Consider the following 16,204-nt stretch of genomic DNA (forward strand, 5'->3'; position numbering starts at 1 on the left):
GGGTGTATATCACGCTCCTGTCTCACCGGCGGGTGAAGGCGGGGGCGAGCTTCGGGCCCGGCCCCGCGGTTCCTTCGCTGCGGCCGTGAGGAGGTGGCCGTCGCGGGCGGCGACCGCGACGACGCGGTCGCCGACGACACCGGAGTGTTCGACGGGTGCCGGTGCTCAGAACAGCGTTTCGACGTACTCTTCGGCCGGCCCGAGGTCGGGCCCGCCGCGGAGTTCGATCCGGTCCCCCGAATGCTCGAGTTCCAGCACGGTGACGGTGTTCTCGCCCCGCACCATGAAGGGGGCGGGCAGGTAGAGCGTCATCTGCGGGCCGACCTCCCAGTAGCGGCCGAGCAGAACGTCGTTGATCCAGACGAAGCCCTTGCCGAAGCCGGGGAAGGCGAGGAACGTGTCCCTCGGCTCGTCCACGTACAGGCGTGCGGTCGCGAATCCGGCCGAGCCCCGGGGAGCCGCGGCGGAGGTCGCGCGGGCGAGGTCGTCACCGGTCCACTCGGCGAGCGGCAGGGGGTGCATCGTCCAGCCGTGCACCAGACGGCGTTCGATCCGGACGCCACCGAGGATGCCCTTTCCCTGGCCGAGCAGCGGTCCGTAGTTGATACGTCCCTGGTTCTCGACCAGCAGTTCGAGCCGCGCCTCCTCGCCTGCGCCGTCGAGGGGGAGCGAGGCCGTGTCCCGGTCGAGCACACCGGCCGGCCGGCCGTCGACGAAGACCTGGGCGCGATCGTGCAGCCCGGAGACCGTCAGCTCGGTGGTTCCCCGGGGCAGGCGCGGGTGTGCGCGGTAGAGCACCAGGCCGGAGGACTGCCCCAGTTCCTCGAAGCTGAGCGGGTGCGGGGAGGCCACGGCCTCGGACACCGCGCCCAGGGCGCCGAGCAGGCCGGCGACGCGGGTGACCCGGAGTGTGCGGGGGGTGAGCAGCGGCGGATCGGCGGGCAGGGGGCGGTCCGGAGCGCCGGTCACGGCGCGCAGCCGATCGCGGAGCGCGAAGAACTTCGGGGTGAGCGCTCCGTGCTCGGCGATCGGAGCGTCGGAGTCGTAGCTGGTCACGGTCGGCTGGATGGTGTCGCCGTCGTGGTTGGCGCCGGCCCAGAGGCCGAAGTTGGTGCCGCCGTGGACCATGTAGATGCTGACCGAGCCGCCGGCCTCGAGGATGTCGGTGAGCGTCTCCGCCGCGCTCGCGACCGAGCGGACGTGGTGTTTCTCGCCCCAGTGGTCGAACCAGCCGTTCCAGTACTCCGCGCAGACGAACGGCTCTCCGGCGCGGCGTGAGCGCAGCAGCTCGGCGGCTTGGGCCGCCCGAGAGCCGAACGTCACGGCCGCGAGCTCATCGGTCAGGGTTCCGCCGTCGAGCATCAGCTCGGTGGGGCCGTCAGCGGTGTACAGCAGCTCGGTGACGCCCCGTTCGACGAGCGCGTCACGGACCCACCGCAGGTAGGCGTGGTCGTCTCCGTAGCTGCCGTACTCGTTCTCGACCTGCACCGCGACGACCGGCCCGCCGCGGGAGGCCTGGAGCGCGGCGATCCGCGGGACGAGTTCGTCGAACCAGCGTGCCACCTCGTCGAGGAAGGGGCGGTGGGAGGAGCGCAGCCGCATGCCCGGGGTGCCGGTCAGCCAGGCCGGCAGGCCGCCGTTGTCCCACTCCGCACAGATGTAGGGGCCGGGCCGGACGATCACGTCGAGGCCCGTGTCCTGGGCGAGCCGGACGAACCGCTCGACGTCGTGCCAGCCGTCGAAGCGGCGCCGCCCTCGTCGGCGTTCGTGGAAGTTCCAGGGGACGTAGGTGTCGATCGTGTTCAGGCCCATGGCCGCGACGCGCTCCAGCCGGTCCGCCCACTGGTCGGGATGGACCCGGAAATAGTGCAGTGATCCCGCGAGGATGCGGTGCGGGCGGCCGTCGCGCAGGAGTTCACCGTGGGGGTAGGACAGGATCGCCGCGGACCGGCGCCTGTGTTCCGCCGCTGTCGTGAGTGTCACTTGAAGGCTCCTGCCGTCATGCCGGCGCGCCAGAACCGCTGCAGCGCGAGGAAGGCTGCCAGCAGCGGGACGATCGACACCAGCGATCCGATGATCACCAGCGGCGGCGGTACCGCCACGTGGCTCGCGTTCCAGCCGACCAGCCCGACGGTGACCGGCTGCAGGCGGTCATCGCCGAGCACCATGGCGGGCAGGAGGTAGTTGTTCCAGATCTCGACGAACTGGAACAGGAAGATGGTCACCAGGGCGGGGAGCATCATCCGCACGGCGAGCGTGCGGAAGATCCGGAACTCGCCCGCCCCGTCGAGGCGGCCCGCCTCGATCACCTCGTCCGGTACGGACTGCGCGGCGAAGACGCGGGAGAGGTACACGCCGAACGGGCTGACGACGCTGGGCAGCAGCACGGCGATCGGGGTGTTGATCAGGTGGATGCCGGAGAACATCAGGTAGAGCGGCAGGGTGAACAGGATCTTCGGCACCAGCACGGCGGCGAGCACGCTCCCGAAGAGGACGCCACGGCCGCGGAACTCGTACTTGGCGATCGTGTACCCGGCCAGGGCGGACAGCACGGTGCCCACCATGGCGCCGACCCCGCAGTAGACGACGCTGTTGAGCATCCACCGCCAGAAGATGCCGTCGCCCTGCGCCGTGAGCCTGGCGAGGTTGTCGAACAGCCCGAAGCCGTCGAACCACAGGCCGTCGCCGCTGAACTGCCTTCCGAACGGTTTGGTGGCGGAGACCAGCAGCCACCACAGCGGGAAGAGGAAATAGAGGGTGGACAGTGCCAGGAGCAGCGTCACGACGGTACGGCTCAGCGGGGTGGTCTCGCGACGGGGCCGCAGTCGGAGCGGCTTGGCGGTGACCGCGCTCATGCCTTCGCCCCCCGGCCGGTCAGCGTGAAGAACGCCAGCGACACGGCGCCGACGAGCACCGCCAGGATCACCGACTGGGCCGCCGCGTACGGGTAGTTCCCGGCGGCGACGGCCGCCTGGGCGGACATGATGGGGGTGAACGTCGAGGGGACCGCGCCGCCGGAGATGGGCTGCAGCACGGTCGGCTCGTTGAACAGCTGGGCCGATCCGATGATGGAGAAGACCGCGGTCAGGACGATGGCGCCGCGCACCGCCGGGATCTTGATGTTCCAGGCGATCCGGAGCGCCGAGGCGCCGTCCATTCTCGCGGCCTCCAGCACCTCGGCGGGGATCGACTGCAGCGCGGCGTAGATGATGATCATGTTGTAGCCGGTCCAGCTCCAGGTGACGATGTTCGCCACCGACCACAGGACGACGCCGTCGTCGAAGAACGGGATCCCGAGGCCGAGCGGCCGCAGGAGGTGGTTGACCGGGCTCGACTGCGGTGAGTACATGAACGACCAGACCAGCGCCGCACTCACGCCCGGGACCGCGTACGGCAGGAAGCCGGCGAGCCGGAAGAGACCCTTGCCCCGCGCGGACCTGGAGTCGATCAGCAGCGCCAGCCCGAGGGCCAGGGCGAGCATCACCGGCACCTGCACGACGCCGAAGAGCGCGACCCGGCCCAGGGAGGCGACGAAGGCCTTGTCGCCGAGGGCCTGGACGTAGTTGCCGAGCGGGTCGAACACCTTCACCGGCGGCGCCAGCCCGAGTCCCGACCGGCGGACGGCGAACAGGCTGCTGACGGCCGCGTAGATGATCGGCGCGACGTACATGGCCAGGAAGAGCACCGCGAACGGGCCGCAGAACAGCAGCGGCGTGCGCCACCTCGGCGGAGCGTCGCTCCCTCCGCCGTGTCGCGGTACGGCGCGCGGTCCGGGTGCGGTGGCCGTCACCGTGGCGAGGTCGGTCACCGGCTCTCCTCCTCGTACGACCCGGTCAGGAGCTCTTTCTGCCGCATGGGTCACCCGGAGACCTTCAGGCCCTGGCCGTTCAGCTCCGCGACCGTCTTCTCCTGCGCGGTCCGCAGCGCGTCGGTGATGGTGCCCTTGCCCGCCCAGGCCCTGCCGAGGCCGTCGTTCAGGTCGGCGGTGGTCTTGGTCATGATCGGGCCCCATGTCCAGCCGGTGTCGACCTTCGCGGACTCCTCGGCGAACACCTTGTAGATCTTCTGCCCGCCGAAGTAGGGGTCGTCGGCGGTGAGCTGCGGCAGGTCGAGCAGCGCCTTCGCGGCCGGGTACAGCGCGGCCTTGTCGACGAGGACGCCGTAGGCGTCACGGTCCGTGCTCATCCAGTGCGCGAACTTCCAGGCCGCCTCGGGTGTCTTGCAGCCTTTGAGGACGGCGGTGGACGATCCGCCCGCGTTGCCGGCCTTGGCCTCGCCGGCGCTCCACTGCGGCATCGGCGCGACGGCCCACTTGCCGGAGCCGTCCTTCGCGCCGCTCTTGATGACGCCGGCCTGCCAGACGGCGCCGACGACGGTGGCGATGCTGCCGTCGCCGAGCCCGCCGTACCAGGCCTGGTCGTACATCGGGGCGCCACTGATCAGGCCTTTGCCGATCAGGCCCTGCCAGTAGTCCGCGACCTTCTTGTTGGCCTCGGAGTTCAGGGTGACCTTCCAGGAGTCGCCGTCGACGCCGAACCAGCCGGCGCCGGCCTGCCAGGCCAGACCCGCGTAGTCGTAGTCCATGTACGGCGAGGAGACGTACCTGTCCGGGTCGGAGGCGTGGATCTTCTCGGCGGCGGTCCTGTACTCCTCCCAGGTGGCGGGAGGCTTGAGGCCGAGCGAGTCGAACAGCTCCTTGTTGTAGAACAGGGCCATGGGACCGGTGTCGACGGGGGCGCCGTAGACGGCGTCGCCGAGCGAGACGGACTTCCAGGCCGCCTGCTGGAACTCGTCCTTGGCGGCCGTCGCGTACCGGGCGACGTCCTGAAGGGCGCCCTGGGCGGCGAAGCTCGGCAGGGTCTCGTAGCCGAGCTGGGCCAGGCACGGTGCGTTGCCCGCCTGGACCGCGTTCAGCAGCTTCTGGTAGCCGCCCTTGGCGCCGGGCTGTACCTGCTGGTAGACGACCTGAATGTCGGGATGACCGTCGTTGAACGCCTTGACGGCGTCCTCGTAGCCCGGCGCCCAGCCCCAGAACGTCACCGTGGCCTTGCCGCCACCGCCGGCCGCCCCGGTGGCACCCGGCCCGGTATCCGAGCAGCCCGCGAGGACGAGTCCGAGCGCGAGCGCACCCGTCATCGTGACCGTGCGCGTCATCGGCTTCTTCATGGTCTTTCCTTTCACGAGCGGAGAGCGGGACCCTGCTCTCCCGCGGCCCGTCACGAGGCGCAGGCGACGCACCGCCGCCCGGTCTCGGTGCGGCGCTCGCACTGATGTGCCGCGACTATGGCACAACATGTTATCGATGCCAATAGGAAGCTCCCGGGAGACCGTCAACGCGGCGGCAACAGCGGTGATGAGTGATGGCGCGGTATCATGGCCCGCGAAGATGACGGCGAAAGGGACTCATGGAGATGCGAAGCGCGGGTGGCGACGCCGTGCGGCCGCCCGCGATGGCCGACGTCGCCCGGGTGGCGGGAGTCTCCCCCCAGACCGTGTCGAGGACCCTTTCCGGCCACCCCAGCGTGCAGGAGAGCACGCGGGCGAAGGTTCTCGCGGCCGTCGACCAGCTCGGATACCGCAAGAACAACGCCGCCCGGGTGCTGTCGTCCGGCCGTAGCCGCAGCATCGGCGTGGTGATGCTGCGGACCGTCTTCTACTCGCGCGTCACCCTCATGTACGGCATCGAGAGCGCCGCCCAGGAAGCCGGCTACTCGGTCTCGGCCGCCACCACGGACTGCCTCGACACCTCCGCCATCGAGGACGCCCTGTCGCGGCTGACCGACCAGGGCGTGGACGGGGTGATCCTCGCCGTCCCGCTCATGCACGTGAGCAGGCGCATCGAGCAGCTCACCCGGTCGGTGCCCACCGTCACGATCGACGGGTCGCGCACCTCGGCCACCGAGGTCGTGGCCGTCGACCAGTCGCTGGCCGCGCGGCTGGCGACCCGGCACCTCCTCGACCTGGGGCACGAGACCGTCTGGCACGTCGCCGGGCCAGGGGAGTGGCTTGAGGCGGCCAGCCGCACGCGGGGATGGCGTGACACCCTGGAGGCGGAGGGCAGGGTCGTCCCGCCCGAGCTGGAAGGGGACTGGTCGCCCGAGTCCGGTTACCGCAACGGCCTCATCCTGGGCAGGATCCCCGACGTCACCGCGGTCTTCGTGGCCAGCGACGAGATGGCGTTCGGCGTCGTCCGCGCGCTGCACGAACTCGGCAGGCGCGTGCCCGGCGACATCTCCGTGGTCGGCGTCGACGACATCGCGCTGGCCTCGTACTGCTCGCCCCCGCTGACGACCGTGGCCCAGCCGTTCGCCGAGATGGGCGCCCTCGCCGTCCGCCATCTGGTGCGCCATCTCAACGATCCGGAGGCCGCGCCCGAGCCCGCCGCCGTCGAACCGGCCCTGGTCGTGCGCGCCAGCACCGCCCCGCCGGGCGGATCACGTGGTGAGAAGCCTCCGAGGGGCTCGTCAAGCGGTACGTGACGCCTTCGCCGCCGGGCCGGTCCCGCCAGGGCGCGGGATGCGACGTCGACGAGCGACGAACAGGCGGGCGTCGCGGCTGTGCGCCGCGGCATCCGTGTACGGGGCCAGAAGTGTCTTGGCATCGATAACATTCTCTGCCATAGTCGAGCCATCCCGCAGAGCTCGAACGGGTACCGACCACATTTCGCGCGACACCGGTGTCGCCGATGAACGGTCATGCCATCCACCGAACAGAGACTCACGCCGCCCGCCTCTCGCGCGAAGGTGAGCCCGGCACTCGTCCGCGTCGGCTGCGCGGTCGCCTCCTGCCTGGTCGTGCGGCGCGCCCACAGGCCCCGAACCACTTCCCCCACGTCATCGGCACGGTGCCCGGCTCAGCCGCGCCGGGCACCGTGCCGGAACTAAGGAACACGGCATGCGTACCCCCCACTCGGCACTCGCCTGCGCACTGACCACCGCGGCCCTGGTCGTGGCCGGAGGCGCGGTGGCGGCACCGGCCTCCGCGGAGGTGTCCGGCGCCTCCTACACGGTCACCGTCACCTCGAAGGGATCCTGGACCCGTCCGGACGACACCCCGGCCGCCGGTTACATCGACAAGGACGGCGCCTACTACTACCAGCAGGCCCATGCCCTCTACGGAGCCACCCAGGGCCGGGCGTGGACCTTCTACACCGGCGCCGACTTCGACTCCGCCACCCGCTCCGGCGCGATCAGCGACGCGGTGAATCCGGGCAACCCCAACGACAGGAACAACGACACCACCTGGCGCTGCAACAACAGCCCCACCGGCCTGGAATCCACCGATCCACCCAGCGGATCGGGCTACTCCCAGCGCAACTTCTGCGACCTCGCCGGCGTGTGGGTCGATCCGGACACCGGCGACTGGTACGGGCTGGTGCACAACGAGTTCACCCCGCAGCCCTTCGGCGACGGTCTCCACTACGACTCGATCGACTACGCCGTGTCGAAGGACCGGGGGAGGACGTGGGCCATCAAGGGCCACGCCATCACCTCGCCGTACAGCACGAAGCGGGGGGACAACGCGGCTTTCCCCAACCAGACGTACCACTACGGCGACGGCGATCCGCGACTGTTCGTCGACGCCGCCTCAGGCTACTTCTACGTCTACTACGGCTCCCGCATCGTGGACAAGAACGGCGGATGGAAGGCGTTCCACAGCCATGTGGCCCGTGCCCCCATCTCGGGGAAGATGGCGACCGGCTCGTGGCGGAAGTGGTACGGCGGCGCGTGGTCACAGCCCGGCGTGCAGGGCAGGGAGAGCAACATGGTGCCGGTGACCCCGGCGAACACCACCGGCTACACGCCCACGGCGAAGGAGTACGACCCGGCGAACACCGGCACCACGGACCAGCAGGTCGCAGCCGGCAGGACACCGCCGACCTCGCCGCTGTTCGTCATGGACATCACCTACAACGCCCATCTGGGGCTGTACATCGGTGAGCCGCAGGCGGTCGACCAGTCCGGGAACGCGCCGCAGCAGTTCTACGCCACCGACAACCTCGCCACGCAGAAATGGACGCTGATCGGCGACACCGGCGGCCACCACAACGCCTCCTGGTACCGCTGGTTCCTCGACGGCGTCAACAGGACCGGATCCACCATCGTCGGCAAGAACTTCCGCTCCTACTGCTCCTTCGGCTGTTCCGGCGGCTCCTCGGGGGAGTACGTCAACGTCTCCATCGGTACGTCCACGCCGGCGCCGGCGCCGTTCGACCCCGCCGGGACGTACCGCATCGCCGCCGGGAACGGCCGCGTCCTGGCCCAGGTCTCCGGCGGCTCCGCCACCACCTCCCTCGCCGCCGCGACGGGCTCGAACCTGGAGGCGTGGTCCTTCATCGGCAACGGTGACGGCTCCTACCGCGTCGTCAACGCCGCCACCGGCCGGCTCCTGGGCGTCACCTCGACCTCGACCTCGGGCCGCGCCTGGGGCACCGCACCCACCGTCACCGCGGCCGGCGGCGGCGGGCCCACCGTCGGCCAGCAGTGGTTCGTCATCGCCGGTACCTCCGCCTCCAACGGCGCCCCCACGGGCACCTACCGGCTGGTCAACCGCTACAGCGGCCTGGTGATCGGCCTGTCGGCCACCTCGGGACGGCCGGCCGAGACCACCCCGGTCCGCGCCTGGACCGACGTCAGCGGCAGCGGCGTCGGCGGATCCCGTACGGCCGCCGAACAGACCCTGACCATCACCCCGGCCGGGACGGCGCCCGCCGACCTCAACGGCGTTCACACCCTGGTCACCGGCGGCGAGGCACTCGATGTGCCCGACCACGGCACGACCCCCGGCACCCGGCTCACCACCTGGAGCCCCACCGGTGGCCCCAACCAGAACTGGAACTTCACGAAGCAGGCCGACGGCTCCTACACCCTCACCGGTGTCGAGTCGGGGCTGTGCGCCGACGTCGAGGCGGGCTCCACCGCCGCGGGCGCCGAAGTGATCCTGTGGACCTGCACGGGAGGCGCCAACCAGCGCTGGGTGGTCACCCGCCAGGCCGACGGCACCTACACCCTCGCATCCGCCAAGAGCGGATTGCTGCTCACCACGGACGGCTCGCTGGTCACCCAGCAGGCGAACTCCGGGTCCGCCCTCCAGCGATGGACGATCGGCTGACGGCCCAATGACGACGGGCGGGCCGCCGGCACACGTCCGGCGGCCCGTGCCCGGCGCCCACCGGGCGCCCGTGCCCTGAACGTCCGGCTCAGTGATGCGCCGAGGCCAGGTCCAGCCGGGCAGGGGTCAGCCACCAGACGGCCACCGCCGCCACCAGCATGAGGACTCCGCCGTACAGGCCGGTGACCTCCAGCGATTCGGTGAAGGCGCGCGTGGCCTGGACGGCCAGGTCTGAGGAGCCGAGCTCTCGGGCCACCGCCAGCGCGCCGCCGAGGGATTCCCGGACCGCGGGGGCGGCGCTCTCGGGCAGCCCGGCCCGATAGAGGACGGCGGCCAGGCTGCCCAGGACCGCGACGCCGAGGGTGCCGCCGACCTCGTAGGAGGTCTCCTCGATGGCGGCCGCGCTACCCGCCTTCTCCTCCGGGGCGCCCGACATGATCACAGCCGAGGCGATGGCGAGCGAGCCCATCCCCGCGCCGATCAGCAGCACGGAGGCGGCCACCCACGGGTAGGTCGTCGGGGCGATCCAGAGCACCAGGAAGCCGAGCGCCGAGATCGCCAGCCCGCCGGCCAGCACCGTGCGCGCGCCGATCCGCGCGGCCATGGCCGGGGCCAGCGGCGAGAGCACCGCGGAGCCGGCGGCCATGGGGAGCATGGCCAGACCCGTCTGCAGCGGGGAGTAGCCCTGGACCAGCTGCATCCACTGGACCATGAGCAGCATCATGCCCGCCATGGCGATCGAGGTGGTGAGGGCGGCCAGGGTGCCGGAGGTGAAGGCGCCGCTGCGGAAGAGCCTGACCTCCAGCAAGGGGTCTCGGCGGCGCAGGCATCGCCGTACGAACCAGACCAGAGTGATCGCGGCGAGGGCGGCGGCGCCGATGGTCGGGGCGCTCGGCCCTTCGGTGGCCAGATGCTTGATGGCGTAGACGAAGGCGACCATGCCGACCACCGACAGCACCGTCCCCAACGCGTCCCAGCGGCCTGGCGTGGGATTGCGCGACTCGGGCAGCAGGAACAGCCCGGCGACGATGGCGATGGCCATCACCGGCACGTTCACCAGGAAAGCGGCGTGCCAGCTGAAGGCCTCCAGCAGTAGCCCGCCCGTGATCGGGCCGAGCGCGCCGCCCACGGCCGCCATCGCCGCCCAGATCCCCAGCGCGGTGGCCCGCTCGCGGCCGTCGGTGAACAGGCTGCGGATCATCGACAGGGTGGACGGCATGATCATCGCACCGCCGATGCCGAGCAGCGCCCGCACCGCGATCACCTCGGCCGGGCGGTCGGCCCACAACACGGCGACGGAGGCCAGGCCGAACACGGCGAAGCCGGAGACGAGCATGCGTTTGCGTCCCCAGCGGTCGCCCAGCGCGCTGACGGTCACCAGCAGGCCCGCCACGACCAGGGAGTAGATGTCGACCATCCACAGCAGCTCCACCGCGCCCGGCTTCAGATCGGCCGACATCTCCGGCAGCGCCACGTTGAGGATGGTCATGTCCATCACGACCAGCAGCAGGCTGGCCGACAGGACGGCCAGCGCCGCCCAGCGTCTGGTGTACGGCTTGACCGCGGTGTGCGTCATGACGTTCCCCGGAGAAAGGTTTCGAGAAGCAGGCGGGACGTGTCGCGCCGGGCGACGTCGCCGCGCCGCAGGCTTTCGCGGACGGCCACGAGCAGGCCGTACACGGTGTTGCTCACCCATCGGGGCGGAAGGTCGGCCCGCAGGACGCCGGCGCGCTGGCAGGCCTCGATCAACTCGATCTCACGCGCCTCCAGTTCCTCGGCCCGCCGCACCAGCTCGGGGTTGATTCCGACGAGGTGCTCGGTGAGCGCGAAGCCGTGTTCCTCGGCCACCTCGATATGGGCGACGAGCAGCGCGTGGAGGGTCTCCTCCACGCGCTCGCCGGTCCTGAGCGCCGCGTCGAGGCCGATCTCGTCGTGAACCCGCTGCCAGGCCTCGTGCGCTCGCCAGCCCAGCGCGACGATCAGCTCTTCGCGGGTGGCGAAGTGCCGGTGCAGGGTCGCGCGATGGACCCCAGCGGCCTGGGCGATCTCGGCCATCGAGGCGGCCGGCGCCTGGTTCAGATGCTCGATCGCCCTGGTGACGATCTGTTCTCGGCTTACCGCCATCTACAACACTTCCGTCGAAATTGCGACATCCTTGTCGCATTCTATAGCCGGACGCGCCGCGGTTCATCCCGAAGCCCGGGGTCCCTGCCGGAGGCGTCCGCCTCCAGGGGCGGACCGCCCTGCTTTCGTGGGGGCCCTGAAGGCGGCGCCATCCGCCGACGGAAAGTTCGTGGAGGCCCTGAAGCCGGCGTCATCCGCCGACGGAAAGGGGGTCCCGGTAGCAATGAAGAAATTTTCAACGAAGTTGATCCTGACCTGCGATAACGGAGCGTCGTCCGGATGAGGTCTCGGTTCGGTTACGGTAGAGGGCCACGAGGTCGGTGCTCGAAACGGCAAGGCATCGCCAGTGCAGGGCACAGCGTCGGTCGAGCGGGCCGAAACTGCCGGCAACCCGTGGAACGCTGCTGTGATGTCGGGATTCACGCGCGACACCAAGCGCTACGGCGACAAACTCGTTTACGAGGCGCTCGGCTCGAAGTGGCGCCGCTATCACGACGCCCACTGCAGGTGCGGCCTGAACTGGGTCACCGAGCATGCTGAGCCGGCCGGCTTCACTGTGGTGCGCTCCGGTACCGGCTGGGTTGCCCTAACCGGTCCAGGTCTGACCGAGGACGTCGACGAGTCCGCGCTAACCACTGATGCCCTCTGGGAGGCCGTCACCGGTAAACCCGGCGCTGGCCGGGCGGAGGCGGTGAGGGTCGTCGAGCGGAGCGATGCAGTCGCCGGCGATCGCGCAGCGACCGGTGCTGGCGGTGCCCAACGGTGTGAACGTCATCCCGAAGCTGAGCCGGGGCCGGTCACCGACAAGCAGCTGAAGTACCTCAGCACGCTGGTGGGCAAGGTCGGGCGCGAGCGGTTCGACACCGCCTTCGACGCAGTGGTTCAGGGCACGGGGGTCGCGCCGCGTGGGGACGGCGAAAGGACCGGTCAGGCACTGCGGCGCCTGACGAGAGCCACTGCTCGCAAGCTGATCACGGTCTTGGCCGGTCCCTGACCCCGGACCTGGTCAGGCGGTGGGCGACACCTGGGCGCCGGGGTGCTGAATCAGCGGGGACGGCGGCGCTGGGCGGGGTCGGCTTCGGCGGTGATGCGTGCGGAGGTCTCCTCGCCCAGGCGCACGTAGCGGCCGAGGCTGGCCAGGTGCTGGTGGCGGCTCTTGGCTTGCAAATCCGGGGCGGTCCGTCCGGCCTGCGCGAGATGCTGCAACGCACTGTGCCGGAGCTGGTGCAACGTCCATCCCTGCCGGTGCGGGTCCAGCTCTGCGGAGGCGGTCTTGAACATGTATTCGGCGCGCGGGTAGGACAGCCGCCCCCGCCCGGTGATCGGGCAGATGTCACCGCGCGCGGGCACGCGAGATCCGGAGGTGGGGGCGCGCCGGTCGGCCAGGAACACCGGCCCGGCCGTGCGGCCGGCCAGCAGGCGGGGCAGCAGCCGGGCGGTGAAGGTGGCCCGGTGCACGTACTCGATGGCGCCGCCCTTGGAGGCGACACGGGCGCGGCGGAACTCCAGGTCGAGGTCCTCGACGTTGAGGCTGAGGATCTCCTCGGCTCTGGCGGCCGTGTCATACAGGAGTCTCCACAGCACCCTCTCCCGCAGGGCGTGCTTGGGGTCGGTGAACAGCTTGTCCAGACGGGCGGCCGGGATGGCGCGGTCGCCGCGCCGGGCGGGCTTGCGCCGCTCCAGGCGCCGGGCGGGGTTGGTGGCCAGGAGGTCCTGGCGCTGGGCCCAGGTGGTGAAGGAGACCAGAGCGGACAGGTGCCGGTTCCAGGTGGCGGCGGCCGCGGTCGTCCAGCGGTCCATCACCGCGGCGTACTGCTCGGGCGTCAGCGCGGCGACCGGATAGGTGGGCCCGGCCACGGCGGTCAGCCGGGCGAGGGTCTCGGCGTAGCCGGTGCGGGTGGTGGCCGCCTGTGCCGACTCCAGGAAGCGTTCGACCGCGGCCGTCAGCGGCGAGGCAGGCGGGGGCCCGGCGGCCGGGGTCGGCGGGCCGGGGAAGGACATGACGGACACGGACGTCTCCCAGGCAGACGATGTGACACATAATGCAGCCGAGTCGCCGTCGTGGCGGCGGCGGCCAAGCTGGGCGGAAACGGGCGGATGGCAGCCTGAGTGACAGATAATGCAAGTTCTGTGCCACATCGCCGGTTGCAGGCCCTGGGACCGTGCCTGGGATGCATGAGGGATCCTCTCCACAGGCAAGGGTGTGGCCACGAAACGGTGTGTCGGATGTGCCGGAATGAGCGGGCTGAGCCAGCAGGCGGAGCTGAACTGGGACGCGGCCAGGATCGCCCCAGCTACCTGTCGGCTGGGTACAAGGGACATGCGGACGGCCGGCGGAGGGAGCGTTCTCGTTTTAACCACGCTGCCTGGCTCCGGTGGCCTTCCCCGACTGCGGGCCGGGACGCAGCCTGTACCTGGCCTTGCGCGGCCGGCATCGCCGCCTGGAACTCCTTGGCCTGCTCCTGGCCGGGGTCGGGCTCGCCCTCGGGCTGGTCGGGATGGCGGACTCGGCATTGGGGGTCATCGATCCGAACCCTTGGGCGCCGGTCATCAATACCGGTGAACATGTGGGGCTGGCCTTCATCAACCCGAGTTCCTTCCATGTTCTGGAGGCGGGGCCGATCCCTTTGGTCTTCTCCGCCACCTGGATCCTGCTGGGGCTCGGCCTGCTGCACGCAGACGGCACCGTCGCGCCGCAGGTCCGTACGGGCACAGACCGTTGATCGAGTGATCCTCTCCGCCTGGTGGGGAAGATCTGCGGTCACATCGTGTGGTTGCCGCGCGCGTAACGGCTCCGGGGACTTCCGGCGGCGTGGGCGTGGCGTGTGGTCGATCAGCTTGGCGGTGACCGGGCTGATCGCTGACTGGTTTCCTCGCCTTGGCAGGGCAACTCATACCATCGGCCGCATGGCATGTGTGCTGGTCGTGGAGGACGATCTGGTCATCCGGTCCGAGCTGGTCGAGGCGCTGACCGCTCAGGGTTATGAGGCGGAGCCGGCCGCGGATGGGGCCGAGGCGGTGCAGGCGGTCGAGCGGCACCAGCCGGACCTTGTGCTGCTGGATCTGGGGTTGCCCGATGTGGACGGGGTGGCCCTGTGCCGGCGGTTGCGTTTGAGGGTGCCGGACACGGTGATCGTCGTGTTGACGGCTCGTACGCAGGAGTTCGAGGTCGTGGTGGCGCTGGACGCGGGGGCTGATGACTATCTGACCAAGCCGTTCCGGCTGACGGAGCTGATGGCCAGGATCCGCGCGCACCTGCGGCGGCGGGGCCCGGCAGCGGGGGAGCGGATACTGACGGCCGGGCGGTTGCGCCTGGACCTGCCCGCGCGGCGCGTCTATGTGGGGCAGGCCGAGGTGATGTTGCGGCCCAAGGAGTTCGATCTGCTGGCGGCGCTGGTCAGCCGGGCGGGCGAGGTGGTGACGCGCGAGCAGCTGATGGACGAGGTGTGGGACGTGAACTGGTTCGGCTCCACCAAGACGCTGGATGTGCACGTGTTCGCGCTGCGCCGCAAGCTGGCCGAGCATGGCGAGGCGATGGAGCGGATCGTCACGGTGCGGGGGCGCGGCTACCGCTACGAGCTATGACCCGCCCCCGGCCGGCCCCCGTCTGGCCGTTAGGTGTCGTGGCCGGGGAGCAGCAGGCTGAACAGCGGGGGGCTGGCGCGGCTGAGTACCAGCCGGCCGCCTTCGGCTTCGGCCAGTGAGCGGGCCAGGGCCAGGCCGATGCCATGGCTGTGTCCGCTGGACCTGGTGAACGGGTCGCTGTCCGGGGCCATGCCCGGCCCGTGGTCGCTGACCTCGACGGCCGTGCCGGGCCCCACGTCGGAGACGGTGATGGCGACCTCTCCTTGGCCGTGGCGCAGGGCGTTGTCGAGCAGGACGCGCAGGATCTGCCGGACGGCGGCAGGCTGGGCGGTCACCGGCGGCAGTGCGGGTTCCACGGTGATGGTCAGGCGGCGGCCCTGCCGGGCCAGCGGGCCGTGCCATTCTTGCCGGGTCTCCTCCATCAGCGCGTCCACGTCGAGTCGCTCGGCGGGTGCGCGGCTGTCGCGGCTGAGCCGTACGAGATCGTCGAGGACTTCCTGTAGCCGCTCGCCCCTGGTCAGCGCGGCCTGGACCGCCGGGGTCAGGTCCGTGCCGGGGCGAGACAGCGCCGATTCCAGGCCGAGCAGCAGGCCGGTGAGTCCGGTGCGCAGCTGGTGGGAGACGTCAGCGCTGAAGGCCCGCTCGCGGGCGAGCACGTCGCCGAGGCGGCGCGCCGTCATCTCCAGCGCCTGTGCGGCCTGGTCGGCCTCGCGTAGCCCGGAGGGTGCGGCGCGGACGCTGAAGTCGCCGCCGCCGAGTGCCTGCGCCGCGGCGGTGAGCCGCTCCAGGGGCGCGGCGAGCCGGGCCGACTGGCGTACGGCCGCGCCTGCGGCCAGCGCGATCACGATCAGCGCCAGCCCGCCCATGAGCAGCCACGCCTGCTGGATGCGCTGCTCGACCTGTGAGTTCGGCGTGGCCACCCGGATGATCAGGGCGGGGCCCTCGTCGGAGGGGACGGGGGCGGACACGGCCAGGAAGCCGTCCTCCACCATGTCGTGGACCCGGCCGTCCTTGCCGGAGGTGGCCAGGCGTGAGTGGGCAGGGCCGTTGCCGAACAGGCGGGCGCCGGCCGTGGTGTAGCCGCCGATGGCGAGGTCGCCGGGCAGGCCTGTTGGCAGCTTCAACGGCGCCCGTGGTTCGTCGGGGACGGCGGCGGCGACCCAGGCGGCGTCGCGTTGCAGGGCGGCCACCGTCTGGTCGTGGTAAAGGATGTTCATCGCGATTGCCAGGGGAACCAGGAAGAGCGCGACGGCCAGGGCGGTCACGCTGACGATCCCCACCAGCAGCCGCCGCCGCAGCGGCACGCCCTGCGCTGTCACCCTTCCAGGGTGGCATATGGAAGGTAAACGTCCCGCTAACCGGTTGCTGAGCGGGCGCTTGCCGG

Annotated in this window: 13 protein-coding genes; 5 read left to right on the forward strand and 8 right to left on the reverse strand. The window is 70.8% G+C overall.

All coding sequences use genetic code 11. From position 1 onward, the window contains the following. Positions 1–165 precede the first annotated feature (165 nt). From IEZ10_RS24790 to IEZ10_RS24805, 4 genes are read right to left on the reverse strand one after another with little or no spacing between them, the layout of a single operon-like run. The gene (locus IEZ10_RS24790; protein WP_189248916.1) at positions 166–1,983 is read right to left on the reverse strand and encodes a glycoside hydrolase family 35 protein; all 1,818 of its coding nucleotides are present in this window, start codon (positions 1,981–1,983) and stop codon (positions 166–168) included. Continuing rightward, positions 1,980–2,855 carry a carbohydrate ABC transporter permease gene (locus IEZ10_RS24795; protein ID WP_189248917.1) on the reverse strand — a complete coding sequence of 292 codons (876 nt, stop codon included), beginning with the start codon at positions 2,853–2,855 and terminating at the stop codon, positions 1,980–1,982. Before IEZ10_RS24795 ends, IEZ10_RS24790 begins: the two co-directional genes overlap by 4 nt. Further along, positions 2,852–3,808, reverse strand: a complete 957-nt coding sequence (locus IEZ10_RS24800; protein WP_229811610.1) for a carbohydrate ABC transporter permease — start codon at positions 3,806–3,808, stop codon at positions 2,852–2,854. Before IEZ10_RS24800 ends, IEZ10_RS24795 begins: the two co-directional genes overlap by 4 nt. Before the next feature lie 50 nt (positions 3,809–3,858). Beyond that, the gene (locus IEZ10_RS24805; RefSeq protein ID WP_189248918.1) at positions 3,859–5,166 is read right to left on the reverse strand and encodes an ABC transporter substrate-binding protein; all 1,308 of its coding nucleotides are present in this window, start codon (positions 5,164–5,166) and stop codon (positions 3,859–3,861) included. Positions 5,167–5,405: 239 nt separating this feature from the next. Between IEZ10_RS24805 and IEZ10_RS24810 the strand changes: the two genes are divergently transcribed. Then, complete coding sequence (locus tag IEZ10_RS24810; protein WP_229811611.1) at positions 5,406–6,479, forward strand: LacI family DNA-binding transcriptional regulator; 1,074 nt, start codon at positions 5,406–5,408, stop codon at positions 6,477–6,479. A 415-nt stretch (positions 6,480–6,894) separates the two neighbouring features. Continuing rightward, on the forward strand, positions 6,895–9,111 hold the full coding sequence (locus tag IEZ10_RS24815; RefSeq protein WP_189248919.1) for an RICIN domain-containing protein: 2,217 nt from the start codon (positions 6,895–6,897) through the stop codon (positions 9,109–9,111). 88 nt (positions 9,112–9,199) lie between these two features. Here the strand turns inward: IEZ10_RS24815 and IEZ10_RS24820 are convergent, their stop codons facing one another. Further along, positions 9,200–10,687 (reverse strand): MFS transporter, encoded by a 1,488-nt coding sequence (locus tag IEZ10_RS24820; protein ID WP_189248920.1) that lies wholly within the window; start codon positions 10,685–10,687, stop codon positions 9,200–9,202. Then, positions 10,684–11,235 (reverse strand): TetR/AcrR family transcriptional regulator, encoded by a 552-nt coding sequence (locus IEZ10_RS24825; RefSeq protein WP_189248921.1) that lies wholly within the window; start codon positions 11,233–11,235, stop codon positions 10,684–10,686. The genes IEZ10_RS24820 and IEZ10_RS24825 overlap by 4 nt, the downstream gene beginning before the upstream one ends. 346 nt (positions 11,236–11,581) lie before the next feature. Between IEZ10_RS24825 and IEZ10_RS39195 the strand changes: the two genes are divergently transcribed. Continuing rightward, positions 11,582–12,229: a hypothetical protein gene (locus tag IEZ10_RS39195; protein ID WP_229811612.1), complete on the forward strand. Its 648-nt coding sequence runs from the start codon at positions 11,582–11,584 to the stop codon at positions 12,227–12,229. 50 nt (positions 12,230–12,279) lie between these two features. On the opposite strand, the gene IEZ10_RS24835 is transcribed toward IEZ10_RS39195, so the two are convergent. Beyond that, on the reverse strand, positions 12,280–13,236 hold the full coding sequence (locus tag IEZ10_RS24835; RefSeq protein WP_189249032.1) for a tyrosine-type recombinase/integrase: 957 nt from the start codon (positions 13,234–13,236) through the stop codon (positions 12,280–12,282). A 374-nt stretch (positions 13,237–13,610) separates the two neighbouring features. Between IEZ10_RS24835 and IEZ10_RS24840 the strand changes: the two genes are divergently transcribed. Both IEZ10_RS24840 and IEZ10_RS24845 read left to right on the forward strand, forming a co-directional pair. Next, complete coding sequence (locus IEZ10_RS24840; RefSeq protein ID WP_189248922.1) at positions 13,611–13,958, forward strand: hypothetical protein; 348 nt, start codon at positions 13,611–13,613, stop codon at positions 13,956–13,958. A 184-nt stretch (positions 13,959–14,142) separates the two neighbouring features. Continuing rightward, a complete protein-coding gene (locus tag IEZ10_RS24845) occupies positions 14,143–14,820 on the forward strand; it encodes a response regulator transcription factor (RefSeq protein WP_189248923.1) in 678 nt (225 codons plus the stop codon). A gap of 29 nt (positions 14,821–14,849) precedes the next feature. Here the strand turns inward: IEZ10_RS24845 and IEZ10_RS24850 are convergent, their stop codons facing one another. Beyond that, the gene (locus IEZ10_RS24850) at positions 14,850–16,139 is read right to left on the reverse strand and encodes a sensor histidine kinase (RefSeq protein ID WP_229811613.1); all 1,290 of its coding nucleotides are present in this window, start codon (positions 16,137–16,139) and stop codon (positions 14,850–14,852) included. Between the last annotated feature and the right edge of the window lie 65 nt (positions 16,140–16,204).

It is taken from the genome of Streptosporangium pseudovulgare (assembly GCF_014648055.1).
GTDB classification, from domain to species: Bacteria; Actinomycetota; Actinomycetes; order Streptosporangiales; family Streptosporangiaceae; genus Streptosporangium; species Streptosporangium pseudovulgare.

Bases quoted from the DNA above. Each gene is read 5' to 3' on its own strand.
- IEZ10_RS24805 (WP_189248918.1), bottom strand. From the start codon at position 5,166: ATGAAGAAGCCGATGACGCGCACGGTCACGATGACGGGTGCGCTCGCG.
- IEZ10_RS24820 (WP_189248920.1), bottom strand. From the start codon at position 10,687: ATGACGCACACCGCGGTCAAGCCGTACACCAGACGCTGGGCGGCGCTG.
- IEZ10_RS24845 (WP_189248923.1), top strand. From the start codon at position 14,143: ATGGCATGTGTGCTGGTCGTGGAGGACGATCTGGTCATCCGGTCCGAG.
- IEZ10_RS24835 (WP_189249032.1), bottom strand. From the start codon at position 13,236: ATGTCCTTCCCCGGCCCGCCGACCCCGGCCGCCGGGCCCCCGCCTGCC.
- IEZ10_RS24815 (WP_189248919.1), top strand. From the start codon at position 6,895: ATGCGTACCCCCCACTCGGCACTCGCCTGCGCACTGACCACCGCGGCC.
- IEZ10_RS24825 (WP_189248921.1), bottom strand. From the start codon at position 11,235: ATGGCGGTAAGCCGAGAACAGATCGTCACCAGGGCGATCGAGCATCTG.
- IEZ10_RS24795 (WP_189248917.1), bottom strand. From the start codon at position 2,855: ATGAGCGCGGTCACCGCCAAGCCGCTCCGACTGCGGCCCCGTCGCGAG.
- IEZ10_RS24810 (WP_229811611.1), top strand. From the start codon at position 5,406: ATGGAGATGCGAAGCGCGGGTGGCGACGCCGTGCGGCCGCCCGCGATG.